Origin of the sequence: Streptomyces sp. NBC_01384 (assembly GCF_045040035.1) — a bacterium.
Taxonomy (GTDB): domain Bacteria; phylum Actinomycetota; class Actinomycetes; order Streptomycetales; family Streptomycetaceae; genus Streptomyces.
Window position 1 is genome coordinate 1,644,531 of record NZ_CP109559.1, and the last position, 16,409, is coordinate 1,660,939.

The window sequence follows — 16,409 nt, forward strand, 5'->3', positions numbered from 1 at the left end:
GTCAGTCCTTCTTCCGCTTTCCCCGTCGCGCGGACGGGACCGTGCGGCCCACGATCACGGTACGCCGGGGCGCCTTGGGGGGTACGTTCTCCTTGCGGCCGCCGATGGCACGGCGGACGCCGTAGCCGAACGCCGCGACCTTCACCAGGGGGCCGCCGAAGGTGGCGGCGACGGTCGTGGAGAGCGCCGACGCGTTCGACGTGACCTCCTGAACGTCCGACGCGATGGCGTCGACCCTGTCGATCTGGGTCTGCGCGGAGCGCACCGCCGCGGAGGCGTCGGCCAGCAGCGGGACGGCCTGGTCGGTCACGTCCGCCACAAGCTTGGTGGTCGCCCTGAGCGTCTGGGCCAGCCTCGCCAGCGCGACGGCGAGGAAGGAGACCAGGATCGCCCAGAAGACGGCCACCAGGATTCCGGCCACCTCTCCACCGGACACTGTCGCACCCGCTCCCTAGTACGTGCCTGAACATCGTGCCTGAACATCGAAAAGTCGTCCCCCGAGCCTATCGCGCCGGGGCCGCCGCTCCGTACCGCATTACCGGCTGCGGGACCCGGACTTGCCGCTCGGTGCGGTGCCCGCGCCGCGCAGCCTGCCCCCGGACATGCGGGAGCCCGCCGTCTCGTTCACCTCGAAGGGCGGGGAGACGACGGGCTGACGCTGACGCGCGGGTGATGCTACGTCCGCCGGAAGATCCGGAAGATCTGGAAGATCAGCGGGCGTAGTACTCGACGACGAGCTGCTCGTCGCAGATCACCGGGATCTCCTTGCGGTTCGGCTCACGGTCCAGGCGGAAGGCCAGGGCCTGGAGGTTCACCTGGAGGTAGCGCGGGGTCTCGCCGTCGGGGGCGAAGCCGCCCGCGCGGGAGACCTCGAACAGCGTCTTGCTGCGGCTGCGCTCGCGGACCATCACGACGTCGTCGGGACGGACGCGGAACGAGGGCTTGTCGACCTTCTGGCCGTTGACCTCGATGTGGCCGTGGACGACCATCTGGCGGGCCTGGTAGATCGTGCGGGCGATGCCCGAACGCAGGACCAGCGCGTCGAGACGGCGCTCGAGCTCGATGATCAGGGCCTCACCGGTCTTGCCCTGAACCTTGGAGGCACGCTCGTAGGCGCGGACGAGCTGGCGCTCGGACACGTCGTACTGCGCGCGCAGACGCTGCTTCTCGAGCAGACGGACCTTGTAGTCCGAGTTCTGCTTGCGGCCACGGCCGTGCTCACCCGGCGGGTAGGGGCGGGCCTCGAAGTACTTGACGGCCTTCGGGGTCAGCGCGATACCGAGGGCACGCGACTTCTTGACCTTGGGGCGGGACTGGTTCGCCATGAACCAAACACCTCGTGTCTCTGATGCGAATACGGCTTCACCAGGGTTAGGGGAGGTCGCAATCCGCAGCCCGGGAAACCCTGCGGGTCCTGAGGGACCTGCTGGGCAGCCGCTCCTGGGTCTGGGCACATACGTGCAGCACGCGAGTGGCCCACCGACCGCTCCCGGAACCCGGGTGGTGGTGGGCTGCCCGCGACACCTTCGACGGTGCGCGACGCTCCTGGATCCCCGTAGCCTTTCGGCGCAGGGGTTCCGGCTGGATGTCCCGTTCTGGTGGTGCCGACCGGAGCCGGACACGGGACGCAGCGCTTGGCGCCATGCTACAGGGTGCTCAGGACCGCCCTCTACCGAGGTGCTTGCGGGTCCACTCCACCGCGTCCGCGTAGCGCGCCTCGGCGCCGTGCCGGGTGGGCGTGTAGTACTCCCGGTCCTTGAGCTCCTCCGGGGCGTACTGCTGGGCGGCGATGCCCTCGGGCAGGTCGTGCGGATACACGTACCCCTGGGCGTGCCCCAGCTTGGCAGCCCCCTTGTAGTGCCCGTCGCGCAGGTGCATCGGCACCGGGCCCGCGTGCCCCTTGCGTACGTCCTCCATGGCGGCGCCGATAGCCGTCGTCGCGGCGTTGGACTTCGGCGCCAGGGCGAGGGCGATGGTGGCGTGGCTGAGGGTGAGCGCGGCTTCGGGGAAGCCGATCATGGCGACGGCCTGGGCGGCGGCCACGGCTATCGGCAGCGCGTTCGGATCGGCGAGGCCGATGTCCTCGCTGGCGGAGATCATCAGGCGGCGGGCGATGAAGCGGGGGTCCTCGCCGGCCTCGATCATCCGGGCCAGGTAGTGCAGCGCGGCGTCCACGTCGGAGCCGCGGATGGACTTGATGAGCGCGCTCGCCACGTCGTAGTGCTGGTCGCCGTCGCGGTCGTACTTCACCGCCGCGCGGTCGACGGTCTCCTCCAGGGTCTGGAGGCTGATCTCCCGCTCGCCCTTGTCGAGCGCCGCGCCGGCCGCGGCCTCCAGGGCGGTCAGGGCACGGCGGGCGTCACCGCCGGCGATCCGCTGCAGGTGCTGCTCGGTGTCCTCGGGGAGGGTGACGGCTTCCTTGAGGCCGCGCTCGTCGGTGAGCGCCCGGCGCAGCAGGCCGCGCAGGTCGTCGTCGGTGAGCGGTTCGAGGGTCAGGAGGAGGGAGCGGGACAGCAGCGGGGAGATCACCGAGAAGTACGGGTTCTCGGTCGTCGCGGCGATCAGCGTCACCCAGCGGTTCTCGACGGCCGGCAGCAGGGAGTCCTGCTGGGCCTTGCTGAAGCGGTGGATCTCGTCCAGGAAAAGGACGGTCTCCTTGCCGAAGCCGCCGGTGGCGCGGCGTGCGCCGTCGATGACGGCGCGTACTTCCTTGACGCCCGCGGTGATCGCGGAGAGCTCCACGAAGCGCTTGTTGGTGGCCTTGGAGACCACATACGCCAGGGTCGTCTTGCCGGTGCCCGGTGGGCCCCAGAGGATCACCGAGGACGGTCCGGCCGGACCGCCGTTCCCCTCGCCGACGAGTCTGCGCAGGGGTGAGCCCGGCTTCAGCAGATGCTGCTGGCCCACGACTTCGTCGAGGGTGCGCGGGCGCATCCGTACGGCCAGGGGACTGCTGGACGGGTCCTTCTCCTGGCGTTCTTCTGCTGCGGCGGTGAACAGGTCGGGCTCCACGTACAAAACCCTATGTCACGCCACTGACAATCCGGTCAGCGCTGTCAGCTGGTCCAGAAGTCCCACCAGCGGGTCAGGATCAGCATGCCGATGATCCCGATGTGCATGACCGGCAGGACCCAGGTGAACTCGCCGAAGAAGCTCTTCAGCCGGCGCGGGGCGGGCAGGAAGTCGTTGCGGATGTTGAACGAGGTCACGTACCAGAACATGGTGATCGTGGCGACCCAGGCCAGACAGCACCACAGACACAGTGAATTGATCCGGTACAGCGACTCGAACTGCAGCCAGGTGCAGAATGCGACGCCGAAGACGGTGCCGGCGTTGAAGGTCAGCCAGTACCAGCGCGGGTAGGTGGCCCGCGCGAGCAGGCTCATGCCGACGCAGATCACGATGCCGTACGCGACGAGGCCGAGCATCGGGTTGGGGAACCCGAAGGCCGCGGCCTGCTTGCTCTTCATGATGTTGCCGCAGGAGACGACCGGGTTCAGGCTGCACCCGGGCACGAAGTTCGGGTTCTCCAGCAGCTTGAACTTGTCGATCGTGATGACCCACGCGGCGAGCAGACCGGCCGCGCCGGTGATCACCAGCAGCAGGGCGAGCGCACGGCTGCCGCCGACCGTCCGGGGACCGTCGGCGCGTTCCTGGTCGGTGGAGACGTCCTTGACTGTCGTCTTGCTCATCACGCCGTTTCCGTAGCTTCGAGGGCCTGCGGGCACCGACATTGTGCCGCACGCGCACGTGTGTCCACCGTTCGATGGACATAAGGAGGTACGCACGGTCGTCCCGGAGCGTTCGGTTCGGCGGGAGGCTCGACCGCATGACAACACACGCGAATCGACTCGCGGTGGACGTACGGGGGCTGCGCAAGCAGTACGGGGACGTGACCGCCGTCGACGGCATCGATCTCGGCATCCGGCAGGGCGAGGTGTTCGGCCTGCTCGGACCCAACGGCGCGGGCAAGAGCACCACGGTGGAGATCCTCCAGGGCAATCGCGACCGGGACGCGGGCGAGGTCTCCGTGCTCGGCGCGGACCCGGCGACGGGCACGCGCGCGTGGCGCTCGCGGGTCGGCATCGTCTGGCAGGACGAATCAGCGCCCGCGGAGTTGACGGTCCGCGAGACCGTACGGCACTTCGCCCGCTACTACCCGAGGCCCCGCGACCCGGAGGAAGTGATCGGACTCGTCGGCCTGGAGGCGAAGGCGGACAGCCGTATCAAGGCGCTCTCGGGCGGCCAGCGCAGGCGTCTGGACGTGGCGCTCGGGGTGATCGGCGGCCCCGAGCTGCTGCTCCTGGACGAGCCGACGACCGGCTTCGACCCGGCTGCCCGCCGCCAGTTCTGGGACCTGATCCGGAAGCTGGCCGACGAGGGCACGACCATCCTGCTCACCACGCACTACCTGGAGGAGGCGGAGGCGCTCGCGCACCGGCTCGCGGTCGTCGCGCGAGGGCGGGTCGTCGCGGAGGGCGAACCCGCCGCGCTGCGCGAACGCTTCGGCACCGAGGCGACCGTCACGTGGACGGAGGCCGACGGCACGCCGCGCCGCGAGCGCACCGACACCCCCACACGCACGGTCGCGGAACTCACCCGCCGCTTCGACGGCGAGATCCCCGGGCTGAGCGTGACCCGCCCCACCCTGGAGGACGTCTATCTGCACCTGACCGGACAGGAGAACGCGCGATGACCCTGACGACCGTCCGCACGCGCGGCGAGACCGCTCCCGGGCGGCTGCCCGGAGCCTGGGGACTCGGCCTGCGGCGGGGCGCCCTGGAGATCAGGCAGTTCTTCCGCCAGCGCGACCAGGTGGTGTTCACCTTCGCCTTCCCGGTCGTCTTCCTCTTCCTCTTCGCGTCGATCTTCAAGGACGATGTGCGGGGCGCCGGCATCACCGCCTCCCAGCTGTACGTCCCCGCGATGATGGCCGCGGGGATCATGTCCACCAGCTTCCAGTCCCTGGGCATCTCCATCGCGATCGAGCGGGACGAGAAGGTGCTGCGGCGGCTGCGCGGCACACCGATGCCACCGGCCGCGTACTTCCTGGGCAAGATCTGGCTGGTGCTGGTCACCGGCCTCCTGGAGACGGCGATCCTGCTCCTGGCCGGGACGACGCTGTACGACGTGAAGTTGCCCTCGGACGCCGCCAAGTGGGCCGACTTCGCCTGGATCTTCGTTCTGGGCCTGACGGCCTGCGCCCTCCTGGGCATCGCGATCAGCTCGGTCCCGAAGTCCGGCAAGAGCGCCACCTCCGTCGTCGTACTCCCCTTCCTGGTGCTGCAGTTCATCTCCGGGGTCTACATCTCCATCGACACGATCCCCGGCTGGATGCTGAACATCGGCGCGCTGTTCCCGCTGAAGTGGATGTGCCAGGGCCTGCGCGGGGTGTTCCTGCCCGAGTCGGCGAAGGTCCTCGAACAGGCCGGCGGCTGGGAGTTCGGGCGGATCGCCCTGGTGCTGGGGGCGTGGTGCGTCGGAGGATTGCTGCTGTGTCTGCTGACCTTCCGCTGGAAGAACCGCCGCGACGGATGACCGAACGGATCGCCGGACCCGGCGGCGCGAAGAGCTCGTACACCTGGGACCGCTCCTTCCGGCTCTGGGACTCGTACTTCGCGGTCGTGTGTGTGGCCACCCTGGTGTTCGTGCTCGGCACGGGGCATCCGGGGTGGCCGCTGCGCCTCGTCTCGGCGGCGCTGCTGGTGGCGCTGGTTCCCTGGTACGTGTGGGTGGGGCGGCCCGTCCTCGGCGGCGACCCGCCCGACGAACGCCGGGCCCTCGGCTATCTCGCGGGGGCGATCGTGCTGTTCCTGCCGTCGGGGATCCTCGTCGGTGAGACCCGGCTGATGGCCTTCGCGCTCGTCCCCCAGTGCTTCATGGCGCTGCGGCTGCGCTGGGCGCTGGCGGCCGTGACGGTCATCAACATCGCGCCGGTGGCGGGTTGGGCGCTGCTGTGGTGGCCGAGCGGCCAGGACGTCTTCTTCAACTCGCTCTTCGGCGTGGTCACCCTCGTCTTCTCGGCGGCCTTCGGCAACTGGACCATCCGCATCATCGAGCAGAGCCAGGAACGGGCCGAGCTGATCGCCGAACTGGACGCCAGTCGCCACGAGCTCTCCCGGCTCTCGTCGGCGCACGGCGCGCTGGCCGAGCGGGAACGGCTCTCCCGGGAGATCCACGACACCCTCGCGCAGGGCTTCACCAGCCTGCTGATGCTGGTGCAGGCGGTCGAGGCCGAACTCGACCACGACGTCCCGCAGGCCCGCCGCCACCTGTCCCTGATGGCGGAGACGGCCCGGCAGAACCTCGCCGAGGCGCGGGCGCTGGTCGCCGGGGGCGCGCCCGCCGACCTCGACGGCGCCTCACTGCCGGACGCGCTGTACCGGCTCGCCGCGCGCCACGACGCGACGGTCGACGTGACCGGTCCGGTGCGCGCACTGCCTGCCGGACCCGAGGTCGTGGTCCTGCGCTCCTGCCAGGAGGCGCTGGCCAACGCCCGCAAACACGCGGGGAGTTCGACCGCGGCGGCGGTCGTCCTGGCGTACGCCGACGATTCTCTGACCCTTTCCGTGCGGGACGAGGGCCCCGGCTTCGACCTCGCGGCACCGGTCGGCGGCTACGGTCTGGCCGGGCTGCGCGCCCGGGCCGCGGAAGTGGGCGGCACGGCCCGTGTGCGCAGTGCGCCCGGCGAGGGCACGACCGTCACCGTCTGCCTGCCCGTTCCGCCTGAAGTTCTGCCTGAAGTTCTGCCTGACCGCGCCAAGGAGTGACCCGTGATCCGCATCATCCTCGCCGACGACCATCCCGTCGTACGGGAAGGGCTGCGCGCGATGCTCAGCGCCGAGCCCGACCTCGATGTGATCGCCGACGCGTCCAGCGGACCGCAGGCGGAGGCGCTGGCGGCCGAGCTGCGGCCGGACATCGTCCTGATGGATCTGCGGATGCCGGGGGGCGGGGGCGTGGACTCGATCGCGCGGATGACCGAGGCGGGGTTGTCGTGCCGGGTCATCGTGCTGACGACGTACGAGACGGACCGGGACATTCTGCGGGCGGTCGAGGCCGGGGCCGCGGGCTATCTCCTGAAGGACCTGCCGCGGGGGGAGCTGGCCGACGCGGTCCGATCCGCCGCGCGCGGCGAGACCGTGCTCGCGCCGTCCGTCGCGGCCCGGCTCGTCGACCAACTCCGTACGAAGCCGGAGCGACCGCGGTTGTCCGAGCGGGAGACCGCGGTGCTTCGGCTGGTGGCGGAGGGGTGCACGAACGCCGAGATCGGCCGACGGCTGTTCATCGGCGAATCCACCGTGAAGACCCACTTGCTGCGGGCCTTCGGAAAACTGGGCGTGGACGACCGTACGGCGGCGGTGACGAGCGCGATGCGCTTCGGCCTGCTGGACTGAGTTCGCCTCGCCTCCGCCGCCCCTGCCGGTGGGGGCTTGGTCGCGCGGTTCCCCGCGCCCCTTCCGGCCCGTCCGGCATGTGAGGGCGAGGAGATCCGGGGTCAGCCCAGGCGGGCTTCCAGTTCCGCCACGATCTCGTTCACCCCGACCGCCACCTGCTCACCGGACTCCATGTCCTTGAGCTGCACCACACCCTCGGCGAGATCCCGCTCACCGGCGACGATCGCGTACCGCGCACCCGACCGGTTCGCGTTCTTCATCGCCCCCTTGAGCCCCTTCGCGCCGTACGAGAAGTCGGCGGCGATGCCCAGCTTCCGCAACTCGGTCACCTTGGCGAAGAGGACCCGGCGGGCCTCCTCGCCGAGCGGGACGGCGAACACGCTCGTGGACGCGGGGAGTTCGAGCGAGACACCCTCCGCCTCCAGCGCCAGCACCGTGCGGTCGACACCCAGCGCCCAGCCCACCGACGGCAGCGCGGGGCCGCCGATCATCTCGGACAGGCCGTCGTAACGACCGCCGCCGCCCACCGCGGACTGGGAACCCAGACCGTCGTGGATGAACTCGAAGGTCGTCCGGGTGTAGTAGTCCAGGCCGCGCACCAGCTTCGGGTCGTCCTCGAAGGAGACCCCCGCCGCCGTGATCAGGTCGCGCACTTCCTCGTGGTACGCCTTGCACGCGTCGCACAGGTAGTCACGGAGCAGCGGCACACCCACCAGCTGCTTCTGCACGGTGTCGCGCTTGTCGTCGAGGATCCGGAGCGGGTTGATCTCGGCGCGGCGGAGCGTGTCCTCGTCCAGGTCCAGGCCGCGCAGGAAATCCTGCAGCGCCGCCCGGTACACCGGACGGCACTCCTTGTCGCCCAGCGAGTTCAGCAGGATACGGAAGTCGCGCAGGCCCAGCGAGCGGTACGCCTGGTCGGCCAGGATGATCAACTCGGCGTCGAGGGCCGGGTCCTCGGCGCCGATCGCCTCGGCGCCGACCTGGGAGAAGTGGCGATAACGGCCCGCCTGCGGCTTCTCGTACCGGTAGTAGGAGCCCGAGTACCACAGCTTTACCGGAAGGTTGCCCTGCTTGTGCAGGTTCGCCTCCAGTGCGGCGCGCAGCACGGACGCGGTGCCCTCGGGGCGCAGGGCCAGCTGGTCGCCGCCCTTGGTCTCGAAGGCGTACATCTCCTTGCTGACGATGTCGGTGGATTCACCGACCCCTCGCGCGAACAGGCTGACGTCCTCGAAGCCGGGCGTCTCGATGTAGCCGTAACCGGAGTTGCGCAGCGGGGTGGCGATCGCCTCGCGCACCGCGAGGAACTTCGCGGATCGCGGCGGAATCAGGTCGTACGTGCCCTTGGGGGCCTGGAAAGTACTCACGAAAATCTCTCGTCACATTCCTCGTCGGGGAGCGGGCGAGGCTCCCTGGCCGACGGCCACCTGCCGCAGATACGGGTTGGTGGCGCGCTCCTGGCCGATGGTCGTCTGGGGGCCGTGGCCGGACAGCACCACGGTCGAGTCGTCGAGCGGCAGGCACACACGGGCCAGCGAGCCGAGCATCTCGTCCATGTCACCGCCGGGCAGGTCGGTGCGTCCGATGGAGCCGGCGAAGAGCAGATCGCCCGAGAAGAAGACCGACGGAATGTCTGATCCGTCGCGGGCTTCGGGCATCTGGAACGTCACCGACCCCTTGGTATGGCCGGGCGCGTGCGCGACGGACAGCTCCAGACCGGCCAGCTCCAGCCGCGTGCCGTCGGTCAGCGTCCGTACGTCGTCCGGCTCCCCCACGGTCAGCTCGCCCATCAGCGGCATACCGATGGAACGGCCGAGCGCCCGCTCCGGGTCGCTCATCATGTACCGGTCCTCGGGGTGGATCCAGGCCGGTACGTCGTGGGCGCCGCAGACGGGGACGACCGAGGCCACGTGGTCGATGTGGCCGTGGGTGAGGACGACCGCGACGGGCTTGAGCCGATGCTTCTTGAGCGCGTCCTCGACTCCCTGGGCGGCCTGATGGCCCGGGTCGATGATCACGCACTCCTCACCTGCGGCGGGGGCGACCAGGTAACAGTTGGTGCCCCAGGCCCCGGCGGGGAACCCGGCAATGAGCACGATCGTCCTTCGTGGTGGCGTACGCGTGGTGCCGTACGGGGTGGGTGGCAGTGGATCAGAGCCTACCGGCGCTGCCGTTTCCTCAGCTAACCCATATACGGTACGGGGCACACGCAGGCGGTCGGCTCACAAGACGCACGCGTCCCACTTGACGTACGAGACGCACGAGGAGATAACCCGGTGGTCACCCAGGAACAGCGGCGGCGTCAGCTCGCCCGGGAGAAGTTCTTGCGGCAGCAGCAGCGGCGTACGGCCGCGCGGCGCAAGGCACACATGCGCAACACGGTGGTGGCGTCGGTCCTCGGCGTGATCGTCGTCGGCGGCGCGGTGTCGTATGCGACCGGGGTCTTCAAGGACGACGGCAAGAAGGCCAACGCAGGCGCGCAGGTCTCGCCGAGCGCCTCCGCGACCAGCAAGGCGCCGGATCCGTGCAACAAGGCCGCCGAGGGCGCGGTGAAGTCGCTGAGCTGGAAGAAGGAGCCGGCGATGACCATCGACAAGTCGGCGAACTACACGATGAAGATGGTGACGACCTGCGGCGACGTGGACATCGCTCTGAAGTCGGCCGCCGCCCCGCACACCGTGAACTCGTTCGACTTCCTTGCGGGCAAGGGCTACTTCGACCACACGAAGTGCCACCGGCTCACCACGAACGGCATCTACGTGCTGCAGTGCGGTGACCCGAAGGGCACCGGCAGCGGCGGTCCCGGGTACACGATCCCGGACGAGAACCTGAAGGACAAAACCCTCAAGGGCGGTATCTACCCGGCGGGTACGATCGCCATGGCGAACACCGGCCAGGCGCACACCGGCGGCAGCCAGTTCTTCCTCGTGTACCAGGACAGTCAGCTACCGGCCACCTACACACCGTTCGGAACCATTTCCAAGTCCGGTCTGACGGTCCTGAAGAAGATCGCCGCGGCCGGAGAGAGCACAGGCCAGGGCGACGGGGCGCCCAACGCGACCGTCGTGATCAACAAGATGACCGTGACGAAATCCTGACCGTCAACTGCGAAATTTCGGTCGCGCTGGATGCGGACAGCCGCCGGGCTGGTCGCCTATGTTGGCCGTGACGAAACTGTGGACGATGCCCGGGGGCGCTGAAGCCCCTCGCAGGCATCATGTGGAGGAGGCGCTGTGAGCAGCGACCCGTGGGGCCGCGTCGACGAGACGGGGACCGTGTACGTGCGTACGGCCGACGGCGAGCAGGTCGTCGGTTCCTGGCAGGCCGGCTCTCCTGATGAGGCGCTGGCCTACTTCGAGCGCAAGTACGAAGGCCTGGTTGTCGAGATCGGCCTCCTCGAAAAGCGAGTGAAGACCACCGACCTGTCGGCGAAGGACGCCCAGATCGCCATCGACCATATTCGCCAGCAGGTGGACGCCCACCACGCGGTCGGTGATCTGGACGCGCTGAAGAAGCGGCTGGACAAGCTCGTCGAGACGGTCGACGCTCGCCGTGAGGAGCGCAAGGCACAGCGGGCCAAGCAGTCCGACGAGTCGCGGCACGCCAAGGAGGCGCTGGTCGTCGAGGCGGAGGAGCTGGCGCAGAGCGACCAGTGGCGGGCGGCCGGTGAGCGACTGCGCTCCCTGGTGGACACATGGAAGGGGCTGCCGCGACTGGACCGCAAGTCGGACGACGAGCTGTGGCACCGCTTCTCGCACGCGCGCTCGGCGTTCTCCAAGCGCCGCAAGGCGCACTTCGCCTCGCTGGACGCGCAGCGCGAGGACGCCCGCAAGACCAAGGAGAAGCTGGTCGCGGAGGCCGAGTCGCTGTCCGCCTCAACGGACTGGGGTCCGACGGCGGCGCGCTACCGCGAGCTGATGGCCGACTGGAAGGCCGCGGGCCGCGCCCAGCGCGAGCACGAGGACGACCTGTGGAACCGCTTCCGCAGCGCCCAGGACGTGTTCTTCGCGGCCCGCAGCTCGGTCTTCGCCGAGCGGGACGCGGAGCAGACGGAGAACCTGAAGCTCAAGGAGGAGCTGGCCGAGGAGGCCGAGAAGCTCGTCCCGGTGACGGACCTGAAGGCCGCCCGTGCCGCCTTCCGCTCCATCAACGAGCGCTGGGAGGCCATCGGCCATGTGCCGCGCGACGCCCGCCCGAAGGTCGAGGGCCGGATGCACGCGGTGGAGCGGGCGCTCCAGGAGTCCGAGGAGACCGAGTGGCGCCGGACGAACCCGGAGGCACGCGCGCGTGCCGAGGGTCTGACCGGTCAGCTGCAGGCCGCCGTGGACAAGCTCCAGGGCCAGATCGAGGCGGCACGCTCCGCGGGCAACACCTCCAAGGCCGACAAGCTCCAGAGGGAGCTCGACGGCCGTCAGGCGCTGCTGGACCAGGCACTGAAGGGTCTGCAGGAGTTCGGCGGCTGAAGCTGCCGAGGCGGCTTGAGTTTTTCCGCCACTACGTAGAGGGGCTCCCGTACGGCGCGTACGGGAGCCCCTCTACGTAGTGGCCCATCAGCGAGAGCGGGCCTGACGGGCCGCGGAACTCAGGACCCGTCGGACGGCCTGCGCGCCGACGTCACCCGGTACACGTCGTACACGCCCTCGACGCCCCGTACCGCCTTCAGGACGTGCCCCAGGTGCTTGGGGTCGCCCATCTCGAAGGTGAAGCGGGAGGTGGCGACGCGGTCGCGGGAGGTCTGGACGGCCGCGGACAGGATGTTGACGTGCTGGTCGGACAGGACGCGGGTGACGTCCGACAGGAGCCGGGAGCGGTCCAGGGCCTCGACCTGGATGGCGACCAGGAAGACCGAGGACTGGGTCGGCGCCCACTCGACGTCGAGGATGCGCTCGGGCTCGCGGGACAGCGACTCCACGTTGACGCAGTCGCTGCGGTGAACCGATACGCCGCTGCCGCGGGTGACGAAACCGATGATCGGGTCGCCGGGGACGGGCGTACAACAGCGGGCGAGCTTGACCCACACGTCGTCGACGCCCTTGACGACCACACCGGGGTCGTTGTTGCTGCGCCGCTTGCGGCCGCGGCCGCGGGCGGGCGGTACGGCCTCGTCGATCTCCTCTGTGGCCGCCTCCTCGCCGCCGAGCGCCTGGACGAGCTTCTGAACGACGCTCTGCGCGGCGACATGGCCCTCGCCGATCGCCGCGTACAGGGACGAGATGTCGGGGTAGCGCATCTCGTGCGCGAGGGTGACCAGGGAGTCGCCGGTGAGGATGCGCTGGATAGGCAGGTTCTGTTTGCGCATCGCGCGGGCGATGGCGTCCTTGCCCTGTTCGATCGCCTCGTCGCGGCGCTCCTTGGAGAACCAGGCGCGGATCTTGTTGCGGGCGCGCGGGGACTTCACGAAGCCCAGCCAGTCGCGGGAGGGGCCCGCGCCGGCCGCCTTGGAGGTGAAGACCTCCACCAAGTCGCCGTTGTCCAGGGTGGATTCGAGCGGGACGAGGCGTCCGTTGACCCGTGCGCCTATCGTGCGGTGGCCGACCTCCGTGTGGACCGCGTACGCGAAGTCCACCGGGGTCGCGCCCGCCGGGAGCGCTATGACGTCGCCCTTGGGCGTGAAGACGAAGACCTCGTTGCGGGACAGGTCGAAGCGCAGGGACTCCAGGAACTCGCTGGGGTCCTCGGTCTCCTTCTGCCAGTCGAGCAACTGGCGCAGCCACGCCATGTCGTTGACGGTGTCCTGGCCCGCGCTGCCCTTGGCCGCCCGGGGCACGTCCGTACGGATCTTGGAGGTACCGGCGACGGTCTCCTGCTTGTACTTCCAGTGCGCGGCGATGCCGTACTCGGCGCGGCGGTGCATGTCGAACGTACGGATCTGGAGTTCGACCGGCTTGCCGTTCGGTCCGATCACCGTCGTGTGCAGCGACTGGTACATGTTGAACTTGGGCATCGCGATGTAGTCCTTGAACCGGCCGGGGACCGGGTTCCATCGCGCGTGCACGGTGCCGAGAGCGGCGTAACAGTCCCTGACCGTGTCGACGAGGACACGGATGCCCACCAGGTCGTAGATCTCCGCGAAGTCACGGCCGCGGACGATCATCTTCTGGTAGACGGAGTAGTAGTGCTTCGGGCGGCCGGTGACGGTCGCCTTGATGCGGGCGGCGCGCAGGTCGGACTGGACCTCGTCGGTCACTATGGCGAGATATTCGTCACGCTTGGGGGCGCGCTCGGCGACCAGGCGCACGATCTCGTCGTACATCTTCGGGTAGAGGATCGCGAAGGCGAGGTCCTCCAGTTCCCACTTGATGGTGTTCATGCCCAGCCGGTGGGCGAGCGGCGCGTAGATCTCGAGGGTCTCGCGCGCCTTCTTCTCCTGCTTCTCGCGCTTGAGATAGCGCATGGTGCGCATGTTGTGCAGGCGGTCGGCGAGCTTGATGACCAGGACGCGGGGGTCCTTGGCCATGGCGACGACCATCTTGCGGACGGTCTCGGCCTGCGCGGCCTCGCCGAACTTGACCTTGTCGAGCTTGGTGACGCCGTCGACGAGCAGGCCGACCTGGTCGCCGAAGTCACGGCGCAGGGTGTCGAGGCCGTACTCGGTGTCCTCGACGGTGTCGTGCAGCAGGCCCGCCATGAGCGTGGCCGGGTCCATGCCGAGCTCGGCGAGGATCGTGGTCACGGCGAGCGGGTGCGTGATGTACGGGTCGCCGCTCTTGCGCTTCTGGCCGCGGTGCCAGCGCTCGGCGACCTGGTAGGCCTTCTCGATCTGCCGCAGCGTGGCCGTCTCGATCTTCGGGTCGTTGCTGCGCACTATCCGTAGCAACGGCTCCAGGACCGGGTTGTACGGGTTCGAGCGCTGCACGCCGAGCCGGGCCAGGCGGGCGCGTACACGGTTGGAGGAGCTGCTGGCGCGCGCGGGCTGGCCCGCCGCGGGGCGGACCGCCGGAGTGTTCGCGGGGCGCCCGGGAGAGGCCGGCTTGGGGCGTGGCTGCTCGGCCGCCTTGCGGTCGGGCGCGGACTGGGCGTGCTCGACCGGCCCACTCGTGGCGTTCTTGGCGGGCTTCTCCGCGGGGGCCGAGGCGGGCTCGGGCTTGGCGGCGGTGAGTGGCTGGGCCTCGTCTGGCAAGAGGGCTCCTCGTGCGCGTTCCGGGTCCCCCGGTCAGGCTCCGGAGACCCCATGGTAGCGATCCTGGGCGTCGGACTCGCTTTCGGCCGCTGGGACGGCCTCGTACAGGAGGAACGCATGAGGCGGGCGCCGGATTCCTCCGGGCCCGCCTCCGCGGTGTCCTACGGGTGTCTCAGGGCTTTCCCAGGCCTTTCCCGGGGCCTACCCTCCGGGTGCTGCCGCGCGGCCCCGGGCCTCGGTCCTCAGACCTTGAGGAGCGCCTCCAGCGGAGCGCCCGCGAGGGCCGGCTCCAGGCGGCCGCGGCCGCCGAGGAAACCGAGCTCCATCAGCACGGCGACGCCCGCCACCTCGGCGCCCGCCCGGCGGATGAGCTGGAGCGAGGCCTCGGCGGTGCCACCGGTGGCGAGGACGTCGTCGACGACCATGATCCGGTCACTCCCGGTCACGTCCTCGGCGTGCACCTCGATCTCGGCGGAGCCGTACTCCAGGTCGTACGCCTGCGACAGGGTCGCTCCGGGGAGCTTGCCCGCCTTGCGTACGGGGATGAAGCCGAGCCCGGCACGGACGGCGACCGGGGCGCCGAGGATGAAGCCGCGGGCCTCCAGGCCGACGATCTTCGTGGCGCCGCTGCGCACGGCGATGTCCGCCAGCGCGTCGGTGAGGGCCGTGAAGGCCGCCGGGTCCGCCAGGAGCGGGGTGATGTCCTTGAACATCACACCCGGCTCCGGGTAGTCGGCCACGTCGCGGATGCGGCTGAGCAGCAGTTCTTCGATGTCGGTCATCGGCGCTTCCCCGAGGGTCGGCCGCGGCCCCGGCTGCGGGACGCGGGCTGGTTGCGCGGACCGACGACCATCGGCGCCTCGTCGTCCAGCTCGTCGTCCAGCAGTTCGTCGGAGACCTCGGTCTCCAGGGGCTCGCCCTTGGCGGCGGCCTGGGCCCGCTTGGCGAGCACACGCTTCCTGAGGGCCTTCATCTGCGGCTCGCGCTCCTTGAGGTCGGCGACGAGCGGCGTGGCGATGAAGATCGAGGAGTAGGCACCGGCGGCGAGGCCGACGAACAGCGACAGCGAGATGTCGTTGAGCACGCCCGCGCCGAGCACACCGCCACCGATGAACAGCAGGCCCGCGACCGGCAGCAGCGCGACGATCGTGGTGTTGATCGAGCGGACCAGGGTGCCGTTGATCGACCGGTCGGCGATCTCGCTGTACGTGTAGCGGGTCTGCTTGGTGATGTCCTTCGTCTGCTCCTTGAGGCTGTCGAAGACGACGACCGTGTCGTAGAGCGAGTAACCGAGGATCGTGAGCAGACCGATCACGGTGCCCGGGGTGACCTCGAAGCCGACCAGGGCGTAGATGCCGACCGTGATGGTGATGTCGTGGATCAGGGCGACGAGCGCGGCCACGGCCATGCGCCACTCGAAGGCGATCGCCAGGTAGATCACGACGAGGACCATGAAGATCGCCAGGCCCTCCCAGGCCTTGTTGGCGATCTGGTCACCCCAGCTGGGGCCGACCAGGTCCGCGTTGATCTTCTCCGCGTCGACCTTCAGGTCCTTGGCGAGCTCTTCCTTGATCTTGTCGGACTTGTCCGTGTCGATGCCAGCGATCTGGACGCGCAGACCGCCGTTGCCGAGCTTCTGGACGACCGCGTCATGACCCGACGCGTCCTGCGCGTACGTCTGGGCCTGGGCCACCGAGACGCTGGTCTTGTCGGTGGTGAAGACGGCGCCGCCCTGGAACTCGATGCCCATGTTCAGGCCGCGCACCGTCAGACCGAGGATGGCCGTGATGGTGATCAGGATCGAGATGCCGTACCAGATCTTGCGCTTGCCGACGAAGTCGTAGCCGATCTCGCCGCGGTGGAGCCGGGCGCCGAGGGTGCCGAGTTTCGACATC

The 16,409-nt window shown here is 69.5% G+C and carries 15 protein-coding genes; 6 read left to right on the forward strand and 9 right to left on the reverse strand.

The window, feature by feature from the left end:
• Position 1 precedes the first annotated feature (1 nt).
• From OG747_RS07265 to OG747_RS07280, 4 genes are all read right to left on the reverse strand, one after another.
• On the reverse strand, positions 2 to 436 hold the full coding sequence (locus OG747_RS07265) for a DUF948 domain-containing protein (protein WP_405878463.1): 435 nt from the start codon (positions 434 to 436) through the stop codon (positions 2 to 4).
• 274 nt (positions 437 to 710) lie between these two features.
• The gene (gene rpsD, locus OG747_RS07270) at positions 711 to 1,325 is read right to left on the reverse strand and encodes a 30S ribosomal protein S4 (protein ID WP_405878464.1); all 615 of its coding nucleotides are present in this window, start codon (positions 1,323 to 1,325) and stop codon (positions 711 to 713) included.
• 331 nt (positions 1,326 to 1,656) lie between these two features.
• Positions 1,657 to 3,012 (reverse strand): replication-associated recombination protein A, encoded by a 1,356-nt coding sequence (locus OG747_RS07275; RefSeq protein WP_405878465.1) that lies wholly within the window; start codon positions 3,010 to 3,012, stop codon positions 1,657 to 1,659.
• Positions 3,013 to 3,056: 44 nt separating this feature from the next.
• Positions 3,057 to 3,692 carry a vitamin K epoxide reductase family protein gene (locus tag OG747_RS07280; RefSeq protein WP_405878466.1) on the reverse strand — a complete coding sequence of 212 codons (636 nt, stop codon included), beginning with the start codon at positions 3,690 to 3,692 and terminating at the stop codon, positions 3,057 to 3,059.
• Between the two features lie 137 nt (positions 3,693 to 3,829).
• Between OG747_RS07280 and OG747_RS07285 the strand changes: the two genes are divergently transcribed.
• Genes OG747_RS07285 through OG747_RS07300 form a run of 4 tightly spaced genes read left to right on the forward strand, consistent with a single transcriptional unit; the run spans position 3,830 to position 7,397 of the window.
• Positions 3,830 to 4,696 (forward strand): ABC transporter ATP-binding protein, encoded by an 867-nt coding sequence (locus tag OG747_RS07285; RefSeq protein ID WP_405878467.1) that lies wholly within the window; start codon positions 3,830 to 3,832, stop codon positions 4,694 to 4,696.
• The gene (locus OG747_RS07290; protein ID WP_405878468.1) at positions 4,693 to 5,538 is read left to right on the forward strand and encodes an ABC transporter permease; all 846 of its coding nucleotides are present in this window, start codon (positions 4,693 to 4,695) and stop codon (positions 5,536 to 5,538) included. Before OG747_RS07285 ends, OG747_RS07290 begins: the two co-directional genes overlap by 4 nt.
• The gene (locus OG747_RS07295) at positions 5,535 to 6,770 is read left to right on the forward strand and encodes a sensor histidine kinase (protein ID WP_405878469.1); all 1,236 of its coding nucleotides are present in this window, start codon (positions 5,535 to 5,537) and stop codon (positions 6,768 to 6,770) included. The genes OG747_RS07290 and OG747_RS07295 overlap by 4 nt, the downstream gene beginning before the upstream one ends.
• A gap of 3 nt (positions 6,771 to 6,773) precedes the next feature.
• Complete coding sequence (locus OG747_RS07300) at positions 6,774 to 7,397, forward strand: response regulator (RefSeq protein ID WP_405878470.1); 624 nt, start codon at positions 6,774 to 6,776, stop codon at positions 7,395 to 7,397.
• Positions 7,398 to 7,498: 101 nt separating this feature from the next.
• On the opposite strand, the gene hisS is transcribed toward OG747_RS07300, so the two are convergent.
• Complete coding sequence (gene hisS, locus OG747_RS07305) at positions 7,499 to 8,761, reverse strand: histidine--tRNA ligase (RefSeq protein WP_405878471.1); 1,263 nt, start codon at positions 8,759 to 8,761, stop codon at positions 7,499 to 7,501.
• A gap of 12 nt (positions 8,762 to 8,773) precedes the next feature.
• The gene (locus OG747_RS07310) at positions 8,774 to 9,490 is read right to left on the reverse strand and encodes an MBL fold metallo-hydrolase (RefSeq protein ID WP_405878472.1); all 717 of its coding nucleotides are present in this window, start codon (positions 9,488 to 9,490) and stop codon (positions 8,774 to 8,776) included.
• 180 nt (positions 9,491 to 9,670) lie between these two features.
• Here OG747_RS07310 and OG747_RS07315 point away from each other — a divergent pair, with 180 nt between their 5' ends.
• Positions 9,671 to 10,492, forward strand: a complete 822-nt coding sequence (locus tag OG747_RS07315) for a peptidylprolyl isomerase (protein ID WP_405878473.1) — start codon at positions 9,671 to 9,673, stop codon at positions 10,490 to 10,492.
• Positions 10,493 to 10,627: 135 nt separating this feature from the next.
• Positions 10,628 to 11,857 (forward strand): DUF349 domain-containing protein, encoded by a 1,230-nt coding sequence (locus OG747_RS07320; RefSeq protein ID WP_405878474.1) that lies wholly within the window; start codon positions 10,628 to 10,630, stop codon positions 11,855 to 11,857.
• A 119-nt stretch (positions 11,858 to 11,976) separates the two neighbouring features.
• On the opposite strand, the gene OG747_RS07325 is transcribed toward OG747_RS07320, so the two are convergent.
• The 3 genes from OG747_RS07325 to secF all read right to left on the reverse strand — a co-directional run bounded on the left by OG747_RS07325 (position 11,977) and on the right by secF (position 16,408).
• Complete coding sequence (locus tag OG747_RS07325) at positions 11,977 to 14,514, reverse strand: RelA/SpoT family protein (protein ID WP_405878475.1); 2,538 nt, start codon at positions 14,512 to 14,514, stop codon at positions 11,977 to 11,979.
• Positions 14,515 to 14,756: 242 nt separating this feature from the next.
• Positions 14,757 to 15,296, reverse strand: a complete 540-nt coding sequence (locus OG747_RS07330) for an adenine phosphoribosyltransferase (RefSeq protein WP_405878476.1) — start codon at positions 15,294 to 15,296, stop codon at positions 14,757 to 14,759.
• Entirely contained in the window at positions 15,293 to 16,408 is a 1,116-nt protein-coding gene (secF, locus tag OG747_RS07335; protein WP_405878477.1) for a protein translocase subunit SecF, read from the reverse strand. Before secF ends, OG747_RS07330 begins: the two co-directional genes overlap by 4 nt.
• Position 16,409: the final 1 nt, after the last annotated feature.